The sequence below is a fragment of the Streptomyces vietnamensis genome (assembly GCF_000830005.1).
GTDB lineage: Bacteria > Actinomycetota > Actinomycetes > Streptomycetales > Streptomycetaceae > Streptomyces > Streptomyces vietnamensis.
This window is the reverse complement of the sequence record NZ_CP010407.1, coordinates 5,497,672-5,518,335: the sequence shown is the minus strand read 5'-3', so window position 1 is coordinate 5,518,335 and position 20,664 is coordinate 5,497,672. Positions and strand designations below refer to the sequence as shown.

23 protein-coding genes are annotated in these 20,664 nt (G+C 72.6%); 10 read left to right on the top strand and 13 right to left on the bottom strand.

All coding sequences use genetic code 11. The features are described from left to right. Positions 1-111: 111 nt before the first annotated feature. Together SVTN_RS24955 and SVTN_RS24950 are read left to right on the top strand one after the other, a co-directional pair. A complete protein-coding gene (locus SVTN_RS24955) occupies positions 112-1,239 on the top strand; it encodes a magnesium and cobalt transport protein CorA (RefSeq protein ID WP_041131107.1) in 1,128 nt (375 codons plus the stop codon). Between the two features lie 13 nt (positions 1,240-1,252). After that, positions 1,253-1,759, top strand: coding sequence for a hypothetical protein (locus SVTN_RS24950; RefSeq protein WP_041131106.1), 507 nt, complete (start codon positions 1,253-1,255; stop codon positions 1,757-1,759). Positions 1,760-1,763: 4 nt separating this feature from the next. Here the strand turns inward: SVTN_RS24950 and SVTN_RS24945 are convergent, their stop codons facing one another. Further along, a complete protein-coding gene (locus tag SVTN_RS24945; protein ID WP_041131105.1) occupies positions 1,764-2,522 on the bottom strand; it encodes a hypothetical protein in 759 nt (252 codons plus the stop codon). Positions 2,523-2,907: 385 nt separating this feature from the next. On the opposite strand from SVTN_RS24945, the gene SVTN_RS24940 reads away from it, so the two are divergent. From SVTN_RS24940 to SVTN_RS24930, 3 genes are read left to right on the top strand one after another with little or no spacing between them, the layout of a single operon-like run. Beyond that, positions 2,908-4,179 (top strand): magnesium transporter MgtE N-terminal domain-containing protein, encoded by a 1,272-nt coding sequence (locus SVTN_RS24940; protein WP_041131104.1) that lies wholly within the window; start codon positions 2,908-2,910, stop codon positions 4,177-4,179. Continuing rightward, complete coding sequence (locus tag SVTN_RS24935) at positions 4,169-4,732, top strand: DUF1003 domain-containing protein (protein WP_041131103.1); 564 nt, start codon at positions 4,169-4,171, stop codon at positions 4,730-4,732. Before SVTN_RS24940 ends, SVTN_RS24935 begins: the two co-directional genes overlap by 11 nt. Positions 4,733-4,776: 44 nt before the next feature. After that, the gene (locus SVTN_RS24930; RefSeq protein WP_041131102.1) at positions 4,777-5,910 is read left to right on the top strand and encodes an Mrp/NBP35 family ATP-binding protein; all 1,134 of its coding nucleotides are present in this window, start codon (positions 4,777-4,779) and stop codon (positions 5,908-5,910) included. Positions 5,911-5,978: 68 nt separating this feature from the next. Here SVTN_RS24930 and SVTN_RS24925 read toward each other — a convergent pair whose 3' ends face one another. The 5 genes from SVTN_RS24925 to sigE form a co-directional block, all read right to left on the bottom strand. Then, positions 5,979-6,581, bottom strand: coding sequence for a hypothetical protein (locus SVTN_RS24925; RefSeq protein WP_041131101.1), 603 nt, complete (start codon positions 6,579-6,581; stop codon positions 5,979-5,981). A 74-nt stretch (positions 6,582-6,655) separates the two neighbouring features. After that, positions 6,656-7,102, bottom strand: coding sequence for a sec-independent translocase (locus SVTN_RS24920; RefSeq protein WP_041131100.1), 447 nt, complete (start codon positions 7,100-7,102; stop codon positions 6,656-6,658). Positions 7,103-7,193: 91 nt separating this feature from the next. Continuing rightward, on the bottom strand, positions 7,194-9,056 hold the full coding sequence (locus SVTN_RS24915) for a S1C family serine protease (protein ID WP_041131099.1): 1,863 nt from the start codon (positions 9,054-9,056) through the stop codon (positions 7,194-7,196). A gap of 79 nt (positions 9,057-9,135) precedes the next feature. Continuing rightward, on the bottom strand, positions 9,136-10,065 hold the full coding sequence (locus tag SVTN_RS24910) for an anti-sigma factor family protein (protein ID WP_041131098.1): 930 nt from the start codon (positions 10,063-10,065) through the stop codon (positions 9,136-9,138). Next, positions 10,062-10,820: an RNA polymerase sigma factor SigE gene (gene sigE / locus SVTN_RS24905; RefSeq protein ID WP_078908486.1), complete on the bottom strand. Its 759-nt coding sequence runs from the start codon at positions 10,818-10,820 to the stop codon at positions 10,062-10,064. Before sigE ends, SVTN_RS24910 begins: the two co-directional genes overlap by 4 nt. A gap of 142 nt (positions 10,821-10,962) precedes the next feature. Between sigE and SVTN_RS24900 the strand changes: the two genes are divergently transcribed. Then, positions 10,963-11,628, top strand: a complete 666-nt coding sequence (locus SVTN_RS24900) for an O-methyltransferase (protein ID WP_078908485.1) — start codon at positions 10,963-10,965, stop codon at positions 11,626-11,628. A 159-nt stretch (positions 11,629-11,787) separates the two neighbouring features. Here the strand turns inward: SVTN_RS24900 and SVTN_RS42360 are convergent, their stop codons facing one another. Next, the gene (locus SVTN_RS42360) at positions 11,788-11,955 is read right to left on the bottom strand and encodes a DUF3117 domain-containing protein (RefSeq protein ID WP_086831452.1); all 168 of its coding nucleotides are present in this window, start codon (positions 11,953-11,955) and stop codon (positions 11,788-11,790) included. A gap of 333 nt (positions 11,956-12,288) precedes the next feature. Here SVTN_RS42360 and chcB point away from each other — a divergent pair, with 333 nt between their 5' ends. Further along, on the top strand, positions 12,289-13,092 hold the full coding sequence (gene chcB / locus SVTN_RS24895) for a 2-cyclohexenylcarbonyl CoA isomerase (RefSeq protein WP_041131095.1): 804 nt from the start codon (positions 12,289-12,291) through the stop codon (positions 13,090-13,092). Between the two features lie 33 nt (positions 13,093-13,125). Here the strand turns inward: chcB and SVTN_RS24890 are convergent, their stop codons facing one another. Then, complete coding sequence (locus SVTN_RS24890; RefSeq protein ID WP_041131094.1) at positions 13,126-13,710, bottom strand: DNA-3-methyladenine glycosylase I; 585 nt, start codon at positions 13,708-13,710, stop codon at positions 13,126-13,128. Beyond that, complete coding sequence (locus tag SVTN_RS24885) at positions 13,707-14,039, bottom strand: hypothetical protein (protein ID WP_041131093.1); 333 nt, start codon at positions 14,037-14,039, stop codon at positions 13,707-13,709. Before SVTN_RS24885 ends, SVTN_RS24890 begins: the two co-directional genes overlap by 4 nt. Before the next feature lie 103 nt (positions 14,040-14,142). Here SVTN_RS24885 and folP point away from each other — a divergent pair, with 103 nt between their 5' ends. Then, complete coding sequence (gene folP, locus SVTN_RS24880) at positions 14,143-15,003, top strand: dihydropteroate synthase (protein WP_041131092.1); 861 nt, start codon at positions 14,143-14,145, stop codon at positions 15,001-15,003. An 86-nt stretch (positions 15,004-15,089) separates the two neighbouring features. Here folP and SVTN_RS24875 read toward each other — a convergent pair whose 3' ends face one another. Both SVTN_RS24875 and dapE read right to left on the bottom strand, forming a co-directional pair. Next, positions 15,090-15,839: an LOG family protein gene (locus tag SVTN_RS24875; RefSeq protein ID WP_041131091.1), complete on the bottom strand. Its 750-nt coding sequence runs from the start codon at positions 15,837-15,839 to the stop codon at positions 15,090-15,092. 75 nt (positions 15,840-15,914) lie between these two features. Continuing rightward, positions 15,915-17,018 (bottom strand): succinyl-diaminopimelate desuccinylase, encoded by a 1,104-nt coding sequence (gene dapE, locus SVTN_RS24870; protein WP_041131090.1) that lies wholly within the window; start codon positions 17,016-17,018, stop codon positions 15,915-15,917. Between the two features lie 29 nt (positions 17,019-17,047). Between dapE and SVTN_RS24865 the strand changes: the two genes are divergently transcribed. Both SVTN_RS24865 and SVTN_RS24860 read left to right on the top strand, forming a co-directional pair. Further along, positions 17,048-17,995, top strand: coding sequence for a VldE C-terminal domain-containing protein (locus SVTN_RS24865; protein WP_041131089.1), 948 nt, complete (start codon positions 17,048-17,050; stop codon positions 17,993-17,995). Positions 17,996-18,538: 543 nt separating this feature from the next. Beyond that, positions 18,539-19,000, top strand: coding sequence for a hypothetical protein (locus tag SVTN_RS24860; protein ID WP_041131088.1), 462 nt, complete (start codon positions 18,539-18,541; stop codon positions 18,998-19,000). Between the two features lie 67 nt (positions 19,001-19,067). Here the strand turns inward: SVTN_RS24860 and dapC are convergent, their stop codons facing one another. Continuing rightward, positions 19,068-20,165 (bottom strand): succinyldiaminopimelate transaminase, encoded by a 1,098-nt coding sequence (gene dapC, locus SVTN_RS24855; RefSeq protein ID WP_041131087.1) that lies wholly within the window; start codon positions 20,163-20,165, stop codon positions 19,068-19,070. 83 nt (positions 20,166-20,248) lie between these two features. Further along, the gene (fdxA, locus tag SVTN_RS24850; protein ID WP_015035968.1) at positions 20,249-20,569 is read right to left on the bottom strand and encodes a ferredoxin; all 321 of its coding nucleotides are present in this window, start codon (positions 20,567-20,569) and stop codon (positions 20,249-20,251) included. Positions 20,570-20,664: the final 95 nt, after the last annotated feature.

Here is a 20,664-nt window from a genome sequence, read left to right as displayed (position 1 = left end):
GCCGTCACCGCGACCCCTCGGTGCCGCCCGCTTTGTGGACGACGCACGTCTCCGTCCCCATTCCGGGCTGCGCCACGCTCGCCGACGGCCGATCCGTGAAGGAGCACGCCCATGTCGATGATCCGTGACCTCACCGCCGCCGTCCGCCCGAGCCTGCGGCACAGCCTGCGCAAGACCCCCACCACGTACACCTCGTACGACCCCACCCGCGACCACTCGGCGTCCAGCGCCGTGGTCGACTGCGCCGTCTACCGCGACGGGCGCCGGATCGACGACCGCGAGTGCCTCACGCCGCGCGGCGCGATGCGCCAGGTGCGGGAGAGCGGCGGCTTCGCCTGGATCGGCCTGCACGAGCCGACCGAGGCCGAATTCGCCGGTATCGCCGCCGAGTTCGGGCTGCACCCGCTCGCCGTCGAGGACGCCGTCCACGCCCACCAGCGGCCCAAGCTGGAGCGGTACGACGACACCCTCTTCACCGTCTTCAAGACGATCCACTACGTCGAGCACGCCGAACTCACCGCGACCAGCGAGGTCGTCGAGACCGGCGAGGTCATGTGCTTCACCGGCCCCGACTTCGTCATCACCGTCCGGCACGGCGGCCAGGGCTCCCTGCGCAACCTCCGCCACCGCCTCCAGGGCGAGCCGGAGCTCCTCGCCAAGGGCCCCTCGGCCGTCCTGCACGCCATCGCCGACCACGTCGTCGACGGCTACATCGCGGTCGCCGACGCCGTCGAGCTGGACATCGACCAGCTGGAGATCGACGTCTTCTCGCCGGCCGCGAAGGGCTCCACGCGCGGCACGGACACCGGACGGATCTACCAGCTCAAGCGCGAGGTACTGGAGTTCAAGCGGGCCGTCACGCCGCTGCTCCGCCCGATGCAGCTGCTGTCCGAGCGGCCGATGCGGCTCGTCGACCCCGACATCCAGAAGTACTTCCGGGACGTCGCCGACCACCTCGCCCGCGTCCAGGAGCAGGTCGTCGGCTTCGACGAGCTCCTCAACTCGATCCTCCAGGCCAACCTGGCGCAGGCGACCGTCGCGCAGAACGAGGACATGCGCAAGATCACCTCGTGGGCGGCGATCGTCGCCGTCCCGACGGCGGTCTGCGGCGTGTACGGCATGAACTTCAAGTACATGCCCGAGCTGGAGTGGAAGTACGGCTACCCGATGGTGCTCGGCGCCATCGCCGTCATCTGCTTCACCATCCACCGCACCCTCAAGCGCAACGGCTGGCTGTAGATAGGCTTCGGCCATGACCGATCAGTCGCTCGGGCCCGCCCTCGTCGAGGAGGCCACCAAGAAGTCCGGCCTCGTATGGGTGCGCGGCACCGGGCCCGCCCGTGCGCTCTGGCACGTCTGGCACGACGGCGCCGCGCACCTCGTCGGCGACGGCCCCGGCGAGCAGCCGCTGCCGGGCCTGGTCGACGGCGGTACGGCCGAGGTGACCGTCCGCAGCAAGGACAAGGGCGGCCGGCTCGTCGCCTGGACCGCCGCCGTCCGCGAGCTCTCCCCCGGTACGGAGGAGTGGGACGCGGCGGTCGCCGAGCTGAAGGGCAAGCGGCTCAACGCCCCCGACGGCGAGGCCGTGCCGGAGCGCTGGGCGCGCGAGTGCCGGGTCGTACGGCTCGACCCGAGGTCCTCGACCACGGATCTCCCGGACGGCTCCCTGGCCGCCGTACCGCTGCCGACGGCGGCGAACACCCGCCGGCCGATCCCGGCGGGCCTGCCGAAGCTGCTGTTCCGCAAGAAGAAGCGCTGAGGCCTCACGTACGGGGCAGCTGCTTGCCGTAGTCGAGGGTCTCCTCCTTCGACGGCGCGGCGAGCGGGAAGTCCTTGTTCCACTCGGAGAGCACCACGACGCCCGCTCCCCCGCCCCGCGCGAACTGCACGGGGTAGGGCTCGCCGTCCAGGGACACGTCGAGCGTGCCGCCCTCGCCGTCGGCGCCGCCCTTGACCTTGACCGTGCGGACCCCGCCGATCCGGTCCCGGTCTCCCTTGACCTTCTCGCCGTGCAGGCCGATGAGGCCGTCGAGGAGCGGCCCCATGTCGGTGAAGCCGCGCAGCTGCTTGTACGAGGGGTCGCCCTGCGGGACCTTCACGTACTTGTCGTCGAGCGTGTCGGCGGCCTCGGAGCCCGCCTCCGACGGCGTGTGGCCCTCTTTCTCGTCGTGGGCCCAGAAGCCCGCGTCGGCCTTCAGATAGAGCGCGTCGCCGACCCGCAGCAGCTCGAAGGTGCTGTTCTTCGTCGTCACCGAGCCGCTGGCGCCGTCCTGCTTGAGGCGCATGTTCAGCTTGAAGGTGCCGCCCTTGCTGACGAGGGTGCCGGAGAGGCGCACCGCCTTCGCCGCGTCCGCCGCCGTCTGCGCCTTCTGCTCGATCTCGGGTGCGGAGAGTCTCCCCACCCCGTTCGTCCCCTCGTCCGGGTCGGCGGCGCAGGCCGTGAGTGCCACCGTCAGTCCGGCGCAGAGCGCCAGGGGCGTGACGGCCCTGCGGATACGCGATGACGGGGTACGAACGGTCATCTGCGCTGCCTCTCGTGTCGTGGGGGGAAGCGTCGGGCCTCGGCCCGTACGGGAATGCGGGTGCGGGATCGCCGGTGCGGCCGCGTTCCGGCCGGGCGGAAGGGCCGGGTCCGGTGCCGGGGCCGAATGGGGGGAACGGCAGACCGCAGCGTACCCGGGACAGGTGACTGGCCCCGCAGGCAGCCGTACGGAGGCGCTGCCGGGGCGGGGCGGAACGGCACGGGCTAGCCTGAATCCGGCAAAGCTCTGCAATCCCCGGCAAAGCTCTGCAACCGGATCGACGACCCACACCGACGACTCGCATCGACAGCTCGCATCGACCCATCGACCCATCGACCACTCGCATCGACGACTCGAATCGTGCGGCACAGAGGAGGCGCGTGGCATGGCGGCAGGCGCCCCCCGGATCTTCGTCTCCCATCTCGCCGGAGTCCCCGTCTTCGACCCCGTCGGCGACCAGGTCGGCCGCGTCAGCGACCTCGTGGCCATGCTCCGCGTCGGCCGCAGGCCGCCCCGGCTGCTCGGCATGGTCGTGGAGGTGCTGAGCCGCCGCCGGGTCTTCGTCCCCATGACCCGGATCACCGGCGTCGCCTCCGGCCAGGTCATCACCACCGGCGTCGTCAACATGCGGCGCTTCGAGCAGCGCCCCACCGAGCGGCTCGTCCTCGGCGAGCTCCTCGACCGGCGCGTCACGCTGGTCGAGTCGGGCGAGGAGGTCACCGTCCTCGACATCGCCATCCAGCAGCTGCCCGCCCGCCGCGACTGGGAGATCGACAAGGTCTTCGTCCGCAAGGGGAAGGGCGGGGTGCTGAGCCGCAAGGGCGAGACGCTGACCGTCGAGTGGTCCGCCGTCACCGGCTTCTCCCTGGAGGAGCACGGGCAGGGCGCCGAGAACCTCCTCGCCACCTTCGAGAAGCTGCGTCCCGCCGACCTCGCCAACGCCCTGCACCACCTCTCCCCCAAGCGGCGCGCCGAGGTCGCCGCCGCCCTCGACGACGACCGGCTCGCCGACGTCCTGGAGGAGCTGCCGGAGGACGATCAGGTCGAGATCCTCGGCAAGCTGAAGGAGGAGCGCGCCGCCGACGTCCTGGAGGCGATGGACCCGGACGACGCCGCCGACCTGCTGTCCGAGCTGCCCGAGGAGGACCAGGAGCGGCTGCTGACGCTGATGCAGCCGGACGACGCGGCCGATGTGCGCCGGCTCCTGGCGTACGAGGAGCGCACGGCGGGCGGTCTGATGACGACCGAGCCGATCGTGCTGCGCCCGGACGCCACCGTCGCGGACGCGCTGGCCCGGGTCCGTCAGCAGGACCTGTCGCCGGCGCTCGCCGCGCAGGTGTACGTGTGCCGGCCGCCGGACGAGACGCCGACCGGCAAGTACCTGGGGACGGTGCACTTCCAGCGGCTGCTTCGTGACCCGCCGTTCACGCTCGTCAGCGCGCTCCTGGACAGCGACCTGGCGCCGCTCGCCCCGGACACCCCGCTGCCTGCCGTGACCAGCTACCTGGCCGCGTACAACATGGTCGCCGCGCCCGTGGTCGACGAGAGCGGCTCGCTGCTCGGCGCGGTCACCGTCGACGACGTGCTCGACCACCTGCTGCCGGACGACTGGCGGGAGACCGAGTTCCACGAGGAGGGGGCCGGGCATGGCCGCTGAGCGCACACAGGACCGGGAGCGCGAGCGGGAGCGGTCCGTGCCCCGCATCCGGCTCGACCTGCCGCGCGAGCGGCGGGCCCGGCTCCTTCCGGAGTACGACCCCGAGGCCTTCGGGCGGCTCTCGGAACGGATCGCCCGCTTCCTGGGGACGGGCCGCTTCCTGGTCTGGATGACCCTGACGGTCGTCGTCTGGATCGGGTGGAACGTCTTCGCGCCGGCGTCGCTGAGGTTCGACGAGTACCCCTTCATCTTCCTGACGCTCGCACTGTCCCTGCAGGCCTCGTACGCGGCTCCGCTGATCCTGCTCGCCCAGAACCGGCAGGACGACCGGGACCGGGTCAACCTCGAACAGGACCGGAAGCAGAACGAGCGGTCGATCGCGGACACCGAGTACCTCACCCGGGAGATCGCGGCGCTGCGGATGGGCCTCGGCGAGGTCGCGACCCGCGACTGGATCCGCTCGGAGCTCCAGGACCTGATCAAGGAGCTGGAGGAGCGCCGGGATCTATTCCCGTCGGGCGAGGACCGGGGAAGTGACGTACCCGACCGTTGACAGCCCTTTCATGGGCCCATGGTCCGCGCCGTACCATCGTCGGTATGGCTACGGAAGACGCGGTGCTCGAAGCACTGGCGACGGTGAACGACCCTGAGATCAACAAGCCGATCACTGAGCTCGGCATGGTCAAGTCGGTGGAGATCGGACCGGACGGGAAGGTCGCCGTCACGGTCTATCTGACGGTCTCCGGCTGCCCGATGCGCGAGACCATCACGCAGCGCGTGACCGAGGCCGTCTCCCGGGTCGAGGGCGTCACCGGCGTCGACGTCTCGCTGGACGTGATGAGCGACGAGCAGCGCAAGGAGCTGGCGGCGGCGCTGCGCGGCACGAGCGCCGAGCGCGAGGTCCCCTTCGCGAAGCCGGGCTCGCTGACCCGGGTGTACGCGGTGGCGTCCGGCAAGGGCGGCGTCGGCAAGTCCTCCGTGACCGTGAACCTGGCCGCGGCGATGGCCGCCGACGGTCTGAAGGTCGGTGTCGTCGACGCCGACATCTACGGCCACAGCGTGCCGCGGATGCTGGGCGCGGACGGCCGTCCGACCCAGGTCGAGAACATGATCATGCCGCCGTCGGCGAACGGCGTGAAGGTCATCTCCATCGGCATGTTCACCCCGGGCAACGCCCCGGTGGTGTGGCGCGGCCCGATGCTGCACCGCGCACTCCAGCAGTTCCTCGCGGACGTGTACTGGGGCGACCTGGACGTCCTCCTGCTCGACCTGCCCCCGGGCACCGGCGACATCGCGATCTCGGTCGCGCAGCTCGTGCCGAACGCGGAGATCCTCGTCGTCACCACGCCGCAGCAGGCGGCGGCCGAGGTCGCCGAGCGGGCCGGCTCGATCGCCGTCCAAACCCACCAGAAGATCGTCGGCGTCGTCGAGAACATGGCGGGCCTGCCGTGTCCGCACTGCGACGAGATGGTCGACGTGTTCGGCACGGGCGGCGGCCAGAAGGTCGCGGACGGCCTGACGCAGACCACGGGCGCGACGGTCCCGGTCCTCGGCTCGATCCCGATCGACGTACGGCTCCGCGAGGGCGGCGACGACGGCAAGCCGGTCGTCCTGTCCGACCCGGACTCCCCGGCGGGCGCGGCCCTCCGCGCGATCGCCGGCAAGCTGGGCGGCCGCCAGCGCGGCCTGTCGGGCATGAGCCTGGGCATCACGCCGCGCAACAAGTTCTGATACTGCATGACGAAGGGCGCCTCCGTCGGGGGCGCCCTTCGTCATGTCGTCAGGCGTACGCGATGTCGTCAGGCGTACGCGCCGAGGTCCTTCACCCGCGAGAACCCGAGCCCGTACGCGCTCATCCCCCGCCCGTACGCCCCGATGTGCACGTCCCCGGCGGACCCGGCGAGGACCCACCCGAACTCGGACTCCCGGTAGTGGAACGGCACCGGCACCCCGTCCACCGGCAGCGACAGCGTGGACCACTCAGGACCGTCGAGGTCGTCGGCGAGTTCGAAGGCCGTCTCGGTCTGCTGGTCCAGCCAGTTGTCGCGCAGCGCGTGGTCGAGCGAGGCGGGCCAGGTGTGGGCGAGCAGGCCCGAGCCTGCCAGCCAGGCGGCCGAGGAGACCGTGGTGGCGTCCAGGACGCCGGTGCCGTCTCCGGTGCGGCGCACGGGGTTCGCCGCGACCGTCACGACGACCGCGAAGCGCTCCTTCTCCGCGCCGCCCGCCTCGGACTTTATCGACGGCTCGTCACCGTGGCCCACCGAGCCGTGCTGGACGGTACCGTCCGCCGCCGTGCCGATCTGCATCAGCCGGCGCGGGCCGGTGAACGCCTCGTCGAGCCCGTACCAGGCGAAGGGTGCGCGCAGAAAGCCATCGGCTTCCACCCGACTCGTCGTCTTCATTCCGGCCGCCTCCTCGTTCCGTCAACAGAGGGAGGATAGCCACCGGGGAGGAGCGGGTCGGTGACAGGCCGTCGTCAGGTGGCGTCGGAGTCGTACGGAGGACGCTCGTCGGTGTCCGACTTGTCCTGCTTCTTGAGGAGGTCAGGGGAGCCGTTGACGGCCGCCGGGGCGGCCGTGGGCGCGGGCGTGGTCTCCCGGCCGTGGACGGCGTCGGCGACCTCGTTCATCTCCTTCTTGAGGTCGAACGTGCCGCGCAGCTCCTTGAGCTCCTTGAGGTCCTCGTTGCTCTCCAGCTGCTTGCGGAGGAACGTCTTGGGGTTGAGGTCCTCGAACTCGAAGTCCTTGAACTCCGGGCCCAGCTCGCTGCGGATGTCCTGCTTCGCGCTGTCGGAGAACTCGCGGACCTTGCGGATGAAGCGCGAGACGTCCTGGATCACCTTCGGGAGCTTGTCCGGCCCGAAGACGAGCACGGCGAGGACCACGAGCGTCACCAGCTCGAGTGCGCCTATGTCGCTGAACACCTAGTAGCTCCTTCACGCCGGTCCAGGGCCCGGTCCACGGTACCCGCCGAAACTGTCGGACGGGTACCTCCGGGGGTCCGCCACATGGCGCTCAGGTGCCCTGCGAGGATCCGAGCGTCAACGTCTTTGTCAGCTCTTTGCCGTTCCGGGTCAGGGTGAGCTCCAGCTTGTCGCCGGGGCGGTGGGCGCGGATCTTCACGATGAGCTCCTCGCCGTTGTGCACGCGCTGGCCGTCGACCCTGGTGATGACGTCCCCGGGCCGGAGTCCCGCCTTGGCGGCCGGGCCGCCGGCGGTGACGGAGGCCGTGCCGTCCTTGCCCTTCTCGCCGACGCGGGCGCCGTCGCCCTGGTACTGCATGTCGAGGCTCACACCGATGACGGGGTGGGTGGCCTTGCCGGTGTTGATGAGCTCCTCGGCGACGCGCTTGCCCTGGTTGATCGGTATGGCGAAGCCGAGGCCGATGGAGCCGGGCTGGCTCGCGCCGCCGCCCTCGCCCTCGCCGGAGCCGCCGCCCGCGGCGCGGATCGCGCTGTTGATGCCGATGACCGCGGCCTTGGAGTCGAGCAGCGGGCCGCCGGAGTTGCCGGGGTTGATGGGGGCGTCGGTCTGGAGGGCGTCGACGTAGCTGATGTCGCTGCCGTCGCCCTTCTCGCCGCCGGCGGTGATCGGGCGCTCCTTGGCGCTGATGATGCCGGAGGTGACCGTGTTGGAGAGGTCGAAGGGGGCGCCGATGGCGACGACGGGGTCGCCGACGCGGACGTTGTCGGAGTTGCCGAGCGGGAGCGGCTTGAGGCCGGAGACGCCGGTGACCTGGACGACGGCCAGGTCGTAGCCGGTGTCCTTGCCGATGAGCTTGGCGCGGGCCGTCTCGCCGCTGGAGAAGGTCACCGAGATGTCCTCGGAGGACGCGGCCCCGTCGACGACGTGGTTGTTGGTGAGGATGTGGCCCTTGGTGTCCAGGACGAATCCGGTGCCGGTGCCGGAGGAGCCGTTGCCCCGGACGTGGAGGGTGACCACGCCGGGCAGGGCGCTGGCGGCGATCCCGGCGACGCTGTCGGGGGCGCGGCCGGTGTCCCCGGCCTCGGCCTGCGGCAGCTCGACGGTGGTGAGCCCGCCGTTCCGCTCGACGTACGCGCCGATCCCGCCGCCGATGACGCCGGTGACCAGGGCGAAGACGAGCGCGCCCGCGATCGCGAGCCCCTTCCGGGACTTCTTGGCGGGCTGCGGCGCGCCGCCGGTCCCGGGGGCGCCCCAGGGGTCGTACTGCACCCAGGGCGCGGCCCCGCCCTGCGGCTGCGACTGCGGCTGCGGGTGGGCGTGCGCCTGCGGCTGCGGCTGGGGCTGGTGGTGTGCCTGCGGCGGTACGGGGGCGGGCGGGCGCTGCACGGGCGGCGCGGGCGCCCACGGGCCCGGCTCGCCGTAGGGCGGCGTGCGGTACTCGTCGGGGGCGTGCAGCGGCTGCCGGGCCGGCTCCGCCGGAGGTGCAGGGACGGGCTCGGTGGCGGTCTCCGGCGCGGGGGCCACCGGGGCCTCGGCGGCTGCTTGGGCGGGGACCGTCTGCGGGTCGGCCGCGGCAGCGGGAGCCGTCCGGGCCGGCTCGGCCACGGGCTCCGGCGCGGTCGCCGGATCAGCCACCGGTGCGGGCGCGGACTTCGTCAGCTCGACGGCCACCGGGGGCTCGGCCGCCTGCCCGGGCACCGCCGCCTGCGGCGCGGCCGCCGCCTCCGCGGGAGCCGGCTCGGGAGTCGGCTTCGTCAGTCCTACGGCCGGCGCGGGCGCCTCGGGCTCCGCGGCCCCGGCGGCTGCCGTCGGTGCCGGCTCCTGCCCCGGGGTCGGCCGGGGTGCGGGCAGGGGGAAGTCACCGCCCTCGTCGGCCGGAGGCGGCGTGGGTATGCGCGCCGCCTCCGGTGTGCTCGAAGGCCGGCTCCACCAGTTCGGCTTCCCGTTGTTCATGCTCTCCCCGCAACCGCTGACCCGTCCGCGCCCCCTGGGTCGGGCGCCCCTGTCCCCCTGGATTCAACCAGGTCGCGGGTCAGCGGTGGGAGCCGAGCGGTCCGGTCGTCGGGCTCGCCATCGGGCTGGGCCCGGGGGCGAAGGCCAGCTGGAGGGCCGGACCCGTCGGCCGGATGAACGGCGAGAGCGCGAGCAGCGACTGCGGGGCCTGGTTCCGGAGGCGTACGGCCACGAACGGAGCGGCGGCGGAGCGCACCGCGTCCGGCGGGACGGCGCCCGACGGGACCGTGCCCTGGCCCGTGGCCGCGACGGGCCCCTGCGGGACGGTGGCCGGGGTCACCGCGGCGAGCGGCTCGGCGGCGTCGACGGACTGGGCGCCCGAGCGCTCGCCGGAGCGCGTGCCGCGACCGGTCCCCGTACTCGCGGCCGTGCCGCCGCCGGCCGTGGTGGCCCGCAGCGGGGTGACGGCGCTGCCGGCGCCCTGGCCGCCGCGGGCGCTCGCGCTCACCGAGGTTTCGAGGGGCAGGGTGCCGCCGAGGGCGATCGCCGCGAACGAGACGGCGCCGGCCGCCGCGAAGGCGAAGCGCCGGCCCCGCCCGTGGGTTCCGGAGCGGCGGTAGCCGACCTCGTGGATGCGGAAGCCGGCCCCGGGGGTGTCGGGGTGCGGGGTGACGACGGCGGCGGTGGCGAAGCCGTCGGACTTCACTCCGCCCGCGCCGAGGAGTTCTTCCAGGGGGCCGCGCGGCCCTCCCGGCTCGCCGGGTCCCCCGGGCAGGCCCTGGAGCCGGGCGAGGAAGCCCTCGGAGGGCGGTGGCGGAGCCGCCGAGGCGAAGACGCTCTTCAGCGTGCGCTGGGCGTCGGCCTCGGCCTTGCAGCGGGCGCAGGTCGCGAGGTGGGCGAGGACCCGCTCGCGGGCGTCGTGGCCGAGTTCGCCGTCGACGAGCGCGGCCAGCCGGTCCCCGAGGTGGTGCTCCGCGGGGGTCGGCGACGTGGGACGTGTGCCGCTCACGCTGTTCCTGCCTCCCATCCGACGGAGGCGAGGGCACGCTCCGCCCGGGCCTCGGGCGAGCGGTGCTTGAGCGCCTTGCGCAGGTGGGAGCGGCCGCGGTGGATGCGGCTGCGGACGGTGCCGAGCTTCACGCCGAGGGTCGCGGCGATCTCCTCGTACGAGAGCCCCTCGATGTCGCAGAGGACGACCGCCGCGCGGAACTCGGGCGCGAGGGTGTCGAGGGCCTGCTGCACGTCGGCGTCGAAGTGCGTGTCGTTGAACGCCTGCTGCGGGGAGGGCTCGCGGCTCGGGAGCCGCTCGGCCGCGTCGTCGGCGAGCGCGTCGAAACGGATGCGCTGCTTGCGGCGGACCATGTCGAGGAAGAGGTTGGTGGTGATGCGGTGCAGCCAGCCCTCGAAGGTGCCCGGGGTGTACGTCGACAGCGAGCGGAAGACGCGGACGAAGACCTCCTGGGTCAGGTCCTCGGCGTCGTGCTGGTTGCCCGTCAGGCGGTAGGCGAGGCGGTAGACCCGGCCACTGTGCGTGCTGACGATCTCCTCCCAGGTGGGAGGGGTCCACGCCTGCGATTCCGCATCCGATGCGAAGGTCGCGGTGGTGGGAGCGGAGTCGGTGGTGCGGAAACGGTCAGCGGTGTCGGTCACGGATTTCGGCTCACCCGCCGACCTGAGAAGACGCCGAAGCACTCCTCCCCGATCCACAGGCGCAGCCGCACCTCCCCTGTCGGCTCTGGTGGTGTCCAGTGGAGCCCCTACCATAGCCACCTCGCCCGTTAGCTCCGGATAAGAATCTTTACGCGAATTTGGAACCGGCTCGCCCGGCTGCCTCCTGTCGCGTCCTTCCCCTGGTGAACGCCCGGTCCCATCTGCGGGTTCCCACTGACAGCGGATACAGTCACCGTTGCGTCAACTACGGGGACAGGAGAGGGCCATTACCGCCAACCGGCAGACGAGCTGGTCGTTCGCCGACGCCTTCGTCGCCGAGGACGAAGCCCTGCGCTGGGCCCGGGAGCGGGCCCGGGAGGCAGGGCTGCCCTCGGTGTCCCCGGGCACCGGTGGGGCGCTGCGCCTGCTCGCCGCGACGGCGGACGCCAAGGCGGTGGCGGAGATCGGCACCGGCACGGGCGTGTCGGGCATCTATCTGCTGCTCGGGATGCGGCCGGACGGCGTCCTGACGACGGTGGACCTCCAGCCGGAGCGGCAGCAGCTCGCGAAGACGGCGTTCCGGGCGGCGGGCTTCGCGGGCAACCGGGCCCGTTTCATCCCGGGCCGTGCCCTGGACGTGCTGCCCCGGCTCGCGGACGGCGGGTACGACCTCGTGTTCTGCGACGGCGACCGGCTCGAGTACCTGGACTACCTCGCTGAATCGTTGCGCCTGCTGCGACCGGGGGGTCTCGTCTGCTTCGAGGGGGTCTTCGCCGAGGGCCGCACGGTCGATTCGGGGGCCCAGCCGGCGGAGGTCCAGCGGGTCCGCGAGCTGCTGCGCACGGTGCGGGAGAGCCAGGAGCTCGTCCCCTCGCTGCTGCCGGTGGGCGACGGGCTGCTCTGCGCCGTACGCCGCGGCTGACCGCGCCGGAAGGGCCGCCCGGCCCCGGGCGCACCCGGCCCGGCGGAAGGGCCGCCCGGCCCCGGGCGCACGGCCGTACCGCCGTACCGGCCCCGGAGACACCGCTGCCCCGGGACGGCGGACCGTACCGGGGCAGCGTGGGGAATCGTGGAGAGAGGGTCAGCCGACGACCTTCTTGAGGGCCTCGCCCAGCTCCTCGGCCTCCTGCGGGGTCAGCTCGACGACAAGCCGACCGCCGCCTTCGAGCGGAACGCGCATGACGATGCCCCGCCCCTCCTTGGTCACCTCGAGCGGGCCGTCACCCGTCCGCGGCTTCATGGCCGCCATGCTTGTTCCCCTTCCTGAAACCAGCTCATCGTCAGCCGGGCAGCTCCATGGTGTGGAGCACGCGTCACCGGCTTCGAACACATTGCTTCCAGGTCATTATCCCGCATGGCAGGACCCGATGACCAACATCGATCGGCATCGCTTGCGCAACGCGCTCCCGCAAAACCCCACATTTCGGCGGTCGACCTGCGATACTCCGCCGCTCGACGTCGGACGGACTCCCTCCATGTCCCTCGAATGTCCCTCGAATCTTTGACGCAGCTCACATGGGCGGCACGGGTGATCTCCGCCATGCTGGGCTGGTCAACCACGCAATGAGGCGAAGGGATCCCGATGGCCGACACGGTGCTGTACGAGGTGAGCGACGGGCTCGCCACCATCACGCTCAACCGGCCCGAGGCCATGAACGCGATGAACGTGGCGGCGAAAGTCGCCCTCCGGGACGCCGCGGAGACCGCCGCGGCCGATCCCGCCGTACGGGCGGTGCTGCTCACGGCGGCCGGCGACCGGGCGTTCTGCGTGGGCCAGGACCTGAAGGAGCACGTGGGGCTGCTCATGGCGGACCAGGAGTCCGGCACGAGCGAGACCATGAACACGGTCCGTGACCACTACAACCCGATCGTGCGGGCGCTCACCGGCATGCGGAAGCCGGTCGTCGCGGCGGTGAACGGCGTCGCCGCCGGGGCCGGCTTCGGCTTCGCGCTCGCGGCGGACTACCGGGTGGTCGCGGACACGGCCTCCTTCAACACCTCCTTCGCGGGCGTGGCGCTCACCGCCGACTCGGGCGTGTCGTGGACGCTGCCGCGCCTTGTCGGCGCGAGCCGGGCCTCCGACCTGCTGCTCTTCCCGCGCTCGATCTCCGCGCAGGAGGCGTACGAGCTCGGCATCGTGAACCGCCTGGTCCCGGCCGCCGACCTGGCCGCCGAGGCGGAGAAGGTGGCCCGGAAGCTCGCGGAGGGCCCGACCGTGGCGTACGCGGCCCTGAAGGAGTCCCTCGCCTACGGCGCCGACCACTCCCTCACCGAGGCCCTCGGCAAGGAGGAGGAACTCCAGAACCTGGCGGGCGCATCGGAGGACCACACGATCGCGGTCCGCGCCTTCATCGCCAAGGAGAAGCCGAAGTACCTGGGCAGGTGACGTAGAAGCGGAACCTGTTCGCCGGCCCGGGGGCTACCGGACGCCCCGGGCCACGCACTCCGCCAGATGGTCGTCGACCAGGCCGCACGCCTGCATCAGGGCGTAGGCCGTGGTGGGGCCGATGAAGCGGAGGCCGCGCTTCTTGAGGGCCTTGGAGAGGGCCGTCGACTCGTCGGTGACCGCCGGGACCTCGGCGAGCGTACGGGGAGCGGGGCGGGTAGCCGGGTCGGGGGCGTGGGACCAGATCAGGGCGTCGAGTTCGCCCGGGGACCAGTCGGCGAGCAGCTTCGCGTTGGCCAGGGTCGCGTCGACCTTGGCGCGGTTGCGGATGATGCCCTCGTCGGCGAGGAGCCGCTCGCGGTCGGCGTCGGTGAAGCCGGCCACGTCGGCGATCCGGAAGCCGGAGAACGCCTTCCGGAAGCCCTCGCGGCGGCGCAGGATCGTGATCCACGACAGGCCCGACTGGAAGGCCTCCAGGCAGAGCCGCTCGAAGAGGGCGTCGTCGCCGTGGACCGGGCGGCCCCACTCCTCGTCGTGGTACGCGACGTAGTCCTCGGTCGACAGGCCCCAGGGGCAGCGCAGCCGCCCGTCGGGCCCGGGGATCGCCTCGCCCGTCACTGCTCGCCGCCCTCCGTGCCGGTGCCGCCGGCGGGGCCGGCGCCCGCGAGCGCCTCCTCCAGCTCGGCGATCCGGGCGTCGCGCTCCGCGAGCTCGGCGCCGAGGCGGACGAGGACGTCGTCCACGTCGGCCATCCGGTAGCCGCGGGCGGCGACCGGGAGGCGGAGCGCCTCGACGTCGGCGCGGTCCACCGGTCGGGCGGCCGGAAGCGGGTCGACGAGCTGCTCGGGCGCCACCTCGGGCAGCACCTCGCTGTCGCCGCCGCCGACCACGGCGAGGGTCACCGCGGCCACGACCACGACCATCGTGATGAGCAGAAACCAGAACACCTGCGCGCCTCTCCCCGGAGTGGAAAACGTCCCGTGCCGATCGTGCCATGCGCCACCGACGGTTAGGGTCGCAGGCGAACGGACGCGAGGGAGGACAAAAGGGATGCTGCGCTTGGGACGGCGTGAATTCGGGCCGCACGAACCGGTGATCATGGCGATCGTGAACCGGACCCCGGACTCCTTCTACGACCAGGGCGCGACCTTCCGGGACGAACCCGCGCTCGCCCGGGTCGAGCAGGCCGTGGCGGAGGGGGCGGCGATCATCGACATCGGCGGGGTGAAGGCGGGCCCCGGCGAGGAGGTGACGGCCGAGGAGGAGGCGCGGCGCACGGTCGGTTTCGTCGCCGAGGTCCGCAGGCGTCACCCCGACGTGGTGATCAGCGTCGACACCTGGCGGGCGGACGTCGGCGAGGCGGTCTGCGAGGCCGGGGCGGACGTGCTGAACGACGCGTGGGGCGGGGTCGACCCGCGGCTCGCGGAGGTCGCCGCGAAGTACGGCGCGGGGCTCGTCTGTACGCACGCGGGCGGCGCGGAGCCGCGGACGCGGCCGCACCGGGTGGAGTACGAGGACGTGATGGCCGACATCCTGCGGGTCACCGTGGGGCTCGCGGAGCGGGCGGTCTCGCTCGGTGTGCGGCGGGACGGGATCATGATCGACCCCGGGCACGACTTCGGGAAGAACACGCGGCACAGCCTGGAGGCGACGCGGCGGCTCGGGGAGATGGCGGCGACGGGGTGGCCGGTGTTGGTGTCCCTGTCCAACAAGGACTTCGTGGGCGAGACGCTGGACCGGCCGGTCAAGGAGCGGGTGCTCGGGACCTTGGCCACGACGGCGGTCTCGGCTTGGCTGGGCGCGCAGGTGTACCGGGTGCACGAGGTCGCCGAGACGCGGCAGGTGTTGGACATGGTGGCGTCCATTGCCGGTCACCGGCCTCCGGCGGTCGCCCGGCGCGGGCTGGCGTAGTCGGGCCGCTGCGGGCCGGTGGTCGGTTGTGCCCACCCGTTCCGCCCCGCGGAACGATTGCCCACAACCGACCGGCGCGGTCGGTCTTAGCGCCCGACCTCCTTCGTCACCAGCGCGACCGCCTCCTCCACGTCGTCCGTGACGTGGAAGAGGAGGAGGTCGCGTTCGCTCGCCTTGCCGCCGGCGACGACCGAGTCGCGGAGCCAGTCGACGAGGCCCTTCCAGTACTCCGTGCCGAAGAGCACGATCGGGAAGCGGGTGACCTTGCGGGTCTGGACCAGGGTCAGCGCCTCGAAGAGCTCGTCGAGGGTGCCGAGGCCGCCGGGGAGGACCACGAAGCCCTGCGCGTACTTCACGAACATCGTCTTGCGGACGAAGAAGTAGCGGAAGTTCACGCCGATGTCGACGTGCGGGTTGAGCCCCTGCTCGAAGGGGAGCTCGATGCCGAGGCCCACCGAGACGCCCTTGGCCTCCCTGGCCCCCTTGTTGGCCGCCTCCATGGCGCCCGGGCCGCCGCCCGTGATGACCGCGAACCCGGCCTCGACGAGCGCCCGGCCGATCCGTACGCCCGCCTCGTACTCCGGCGAGTCCGGCTTCGTGCGGGCCGAGCCGAAGACGCTGATCGCGCTCGGCAGTTCGGCGAGGGCGCCGAAGCCCTCGACGAACTCGGACTGGATGCGCATGACCCGCCAGGGGTCGGTGTGCACCCACTCCGAGTCGCCCTCGGTGTCGAGCAGCCGCTGGTCCGTGGTTCCCGGCTGGACCTGGTCCCTGCGCCTGAGCACCGGTCCCAGCCGCTGCTCCTCCGGCTTCGTCTCCCCTTCGGGGATACCCATGGCCTGCTCCCTCCGTCGAACCGACGATCTTCTGGTGGGGTCAGCGTAGGACCACAGAGGTGACGAAATCCGAAATTACGGGAGACGGGCGGTCAGCCAGTCGCGGAGCCGCGCCTCGCAGTGGTGGATCCGGTCGACGTGGACGTGCTCGTCGCGCTTGTGCGCGTACAGAGGGTCACCGGGGCCGTAGTTCACCGCGGGCACGCCGAGGGCGCTGAAGCGGGCGACGTCGGTCCAGCCGAACTTGGGCTGGGCGCTGCCGCCGACGGCCTTCATGAAGGCCTCGGCCGCGGGGTGGGACAGGCCGGGCAGGGCGCCGGGGCTCTCGTCGTCGACGACGAACTCGGCGATGTCGATGCCCTCGAAGAACTCGCGGACGTACGCCAGGGCCTCGGCCGGGGAGCGGTCGGGGGCGTAGCGGTAGTTGACGGTGACGGCGCAGGCGTCGGGGATGACGTTGGTGGCGACCCCGCCCTCGATCCGTACGGCGTTGAGGCCCTCGTGGTACTGGAGGCCGTCGATGACCGGCTTGCGCGGCTCGTAGGCGGCGAGGCGGTCGAGGATCGGGGCGGCGGTGTGGATGGCGTTGGAGCCCATCCACGCGCGCGCGGAGTGGGCGCGCTCACCGGCGGTGTGCAGGATGACGCGCAGGGTGCCCTGGCAGCCGCCCTCGACCTGGCCGTCGGAGGGTTCGAGGAGGACGGCGAAGTCGCCCGCGAGCCACTCCGGGCGGGCGTCGGCGATCTTGCCGAGGCCGTTGAGGTGGGCGGCGACCTCCTCGTTGTCGTAGAAGACGAAGGTGAGGTCGCGGTTGGGCTCGGGGACGGTGGCGGCGATCCGCAGCTGGACGGCGACGCCGGACTTCATGTCGGAGGTGCCGCAGCCCCACAGGATGCCGTCCTCGTCGAGCCGCGAGGGCACGTTGTCGGCGATCGGCACGGTGTCGATGTGGCCGGCGAGGACGACGCGCTCGTCGCGGCCGAGGTTCGTGCGGGCGACGATGTTGTTGCCGAGGCGGTCGACGGTGAGGTGCGGCAGGGCGCGCAGGGCCGCCTCGATGGCGTCGGCGAGCGGCTGCTCGGTCCCGCTGACGGACCGGAAGTCGACGAGGGCGGCGGTGAGCGCGGCCCCGTCCAGGGAGAGGTCGATGGGGCCGTCGAGCGGGGTGATGTCTGCCATGTGCCGACCCTAACTCGGCCTCCAGTACGGTGGGCCCCGTGTCCGAGCCCACCCGCCCCCGCCGTCGCGGCCGCCTCGCCCGTTCCGCGGCCGCCTTCGCCGTGCTCCTCGGCCTCGCCGCGTACGTGGCCGTCCACCAGATGACGGGGAGCACGGGCGCGCCCAGATGCAGCGTGGGCAGCGGGGACAACCGCTACGAGTTCACTCCGGAGCAGGCGTCCAACGCGGCGACGATCGCGGCGGTGGGCACCACCCGGGGGCTTCCGGAGCGGGCCGTGACGATCGCGCTCGCGACCTCGCTGCAGGAGTCGGCGCTGCGGAACATCCAGCACGGCGACCGGGACTCGCTGGGTCTCTTCCAGCAGCGGCCCTCGCAGGGCTGGGGGACGGAGGCGCAGATCATGGACCCGGTGTACTCGGCGGGGAAGTTCTACGAGGGCCTGGAGAAGGTCCCGGGGTACTCGCGGCTGCCGCTGACGGTGGCGGCGCAGAAGGTGCAGCGGAGCGGTTTCCCGCAGGCGTACGCGAAGCACGAGCCGGACGCGGCGCTGCTCTCGGCCGCGCTGACGGGCCGGTCGCCGGCGGCGCTGACCTGTACGACGATCATGGCGAAGGGCCGGCCGGGCGATCCGGAGCAGGTGCGCGAGGAGCTCGTGCGGGCCTTCGGCGAGAAGGCGACGCCGAAGGCGGTGACGGGCGGTCCGAGCGCGGGCCGCTCGGCCGCGGAACCGCCGGTGCTCGTGGTGCCGGTGCGGGCGGCGACGGGCGCGGGGAGCGCGCCGGGGGCCGGTTCGGACGAGCGGCGCGGCTGGGAGCTGGCGCAGTGGGCGGTGGCGCGGGCGGACACGCTGCGCATCGCGGAGGTCGCGTTCGGGGACCGGGTGTGGCGCGCGGGCGAGGCGGACGGCGGCTGGTCGACGTCCTCGGGCGCGGCGGCCGCGGGCGGCGAATCGGTCCGGGTACGACTGGCCCAGTAACCGGGCCCCGGAACCCGTCCGCGCACGACTCACCCGTGACCGGGACCGCGGAGTCCGTCCGCGCGCGGCCCACCCCGTGACCGGGACCGCGAAATCCGTCCGCGCGCGGCCGCCCCGTGCCCGGGAGCGCAGAACCCGTCCGCACGCGCTCGCCCCGTAGCCGGGCCCCGGACCCCGTCCACGCACGACTCACCCCGTGACCGGGACCCCGCAACCCGCCCGCGTACAGCCCGCCCCGCCGCCGTCGGGAGTCGTGCACCCGTGCGGTCCCTCACTCGAGCGTGGCACGGCGTCGGTCGTCGTCGGAAGAAATTCGAGCGGCATTCGGGCGCTTTTTCCGGGCGTCACTCCTCCCCCTCGATCCCCTTGCGCCACAAGGGAAGTGACGGTTCGGCAGGGTCTCGCGCAATGACGCGTTCGTCCGTTTTCCTCCCCACCCGACAATACGACGCATTACCAACTCTTTACCTTCGGCCGCCGCAACCTCCCCCGCCCCAGGGCCGGTTGTCACCGCGTAATCGTCCTCTCCGTCGAAGGAGCACCATGTCCCTCTCCCTGACCCGCCGGATCGCCCGTGCCGCCCTCATCGTCGCGGCCGGAGCAGCCCCCGTGGTCGGTGCGGCCGGCTCCGCGAGCGCCCTGGACCAGGGCCTCGCGCCGACCGGAGCCCTCAACGGCGTGACCGCCCTGGACGCCGCCGGCGCGGGGAGCGCCCTCGACGGCGCCTCGCAGACCGCGACCGGCGTGGTCGGCGAGACCGGCAGCAAGGCCGTCGGCACGGCCGTCCCGGCCGCCGGCAAGACCGTCGGCACGGCCGGCAAGACCGCCACCCCCGCCGCGCAGGAGGTCGTCGGCAAGACGGCCGGCAGCACGGGCGAGGTCGTCGGCCAGACCGCCGGCGCCGCCGCCGAGAGCGCCGAGGGCCCGACCGGCGGCGCCCTGGGCGGTGGCCTGGGCGGCCTGCCGACCGGCCAGACCCTGGGCGGCCTGCCCCTCGGCGGCTGATCCGCACCACGACGCACGGAGGGCCCGGGGAGCACACGCTCCCCGGGCCCTCCGGCGTCCCACGGGCTCAGCCCAGGCGCTTGACCGCGGCCTCGACCCGCTCGTCCGTCGCCGTGAACGCCACCCGCACGAACCGCTCCCCGGCCTCGCCGTAGAAGTCGCCGGGCGCCACCAGGATGCCCTTCTCCGCCAGGTACGCCACGGTCTCCCAGCACGGCTCGTCCCGGGTCGCCCACAGGTACAGGCTCGCCTCGCTGTGCTCGATCCGGAAGCCGTGCGCCTCCAGGGCCGCCCGCAGCGCCGCCCGGCGGGTCGCGTACCGCTCGCGCTGCTCGGCCACGTGCGCGTCGTCGCCGAGCGCCGCGACCGTCGCCGCCTGCACCGGGGCCGCCGTCATCATGCCGCCGTGCTTACGGATCTGGAGCAGCTCGCCCAGGACGGCCGCGTCGCCCGCGATGAACGCGGCCCGGTAGCCGGCCAGGTTGGAGCGCTTGGAGAGGGAGTGGACGGCGACGATGCCCTCGTACGAGCCGCCGGAGACGTCCGGGTGCAGGACCGAGACCGGGTCGGCCTCCCAGCCCAGCTCCAGGTAGCACTCGTCGGAGAAGACGAGGATGCCGTGCTCGCGCGCCCAGGCCACGATCCGGGTCAGCTCGTCCTTGGCGAGGACCTTGCCGGTCGGGTTGGACGGGGAGTTGAGCCAGAGCAGCTTGACGGCGGCCGGGTCCAGGTCCGCCACCGGGTCGTCGTAGACGACCGGGGTCGCGCCGCAGAGCCGCGCGCCGACCTCGTACGTCGGGTAGGCGAGGCGCGGGTAGGCGACCGCGTCACCGGCGCCGAGCCCGAGCTGCGTCGGCAGCCAGGCCACCAGCTCCTTGGAGCCGACCACCGGCAGCACGTTCTCGTGGGCGAAGTCCACCGCGCCCAGACGCCGCTCGCACCAGCCGGTGAGCGCGTCCCGCAGCTCCTTCGTCCCCCACACCGTGGGATAGCCCGGCGAGTCCGCCGCCGCGACCAGGGCCTCCTGGATCAGCGCGGGGACCGGGTCGACGGGCGTGCCGACGGAGAGGTCCACGATTCCGTCCGGGTGCGCCACGGCCGTCTTCTTGTACGGCTCCAGCTTGTCCCAGGGGAAGACGGGCAGGCGCGAAGAGACTGCGCTCACGGGTTGGCTCACTTCCTCGTACGTACGGAAAACGCTTCGGTCCCGTACAGCGGCGAGGCCGTACGGGACCGAGGGCGAATGAATCAGCCGTTCTGCGGCGGCAGGGCGGCGATGAAGGGGTGGTCGCGCTCGATCTCGCCGAGCTTGGAGGCACCACCGGGCGAACCGAGCTCGTCGAAGAACTCGACGTTCGCCTTGTAGTAGTCCTTCCACTCCTCCGGGGTGTCGTCCTCGTAGAAGATCGCCTCGACCGGGCAGACCGGCTCACAGGCCCCGCAGTCGACGCATTCGTCCGGGTGGATGTACAAGGACCGCTTGCCCTCGTAGATGCAGTCGACGGGGCACTCCTCGATGCACGCCTTGTCCTTGACGTCGACACAAGGCTGCGCGATGACGTAGGTCACGCTGTCGTTCCTCCTCGATAGGGCTGGTCTGCGCGGGAGCGCGGCGTCGTCGATGCCCGCACCTAGTATCTCCGTTCTTGAGGGCGATCCGAACA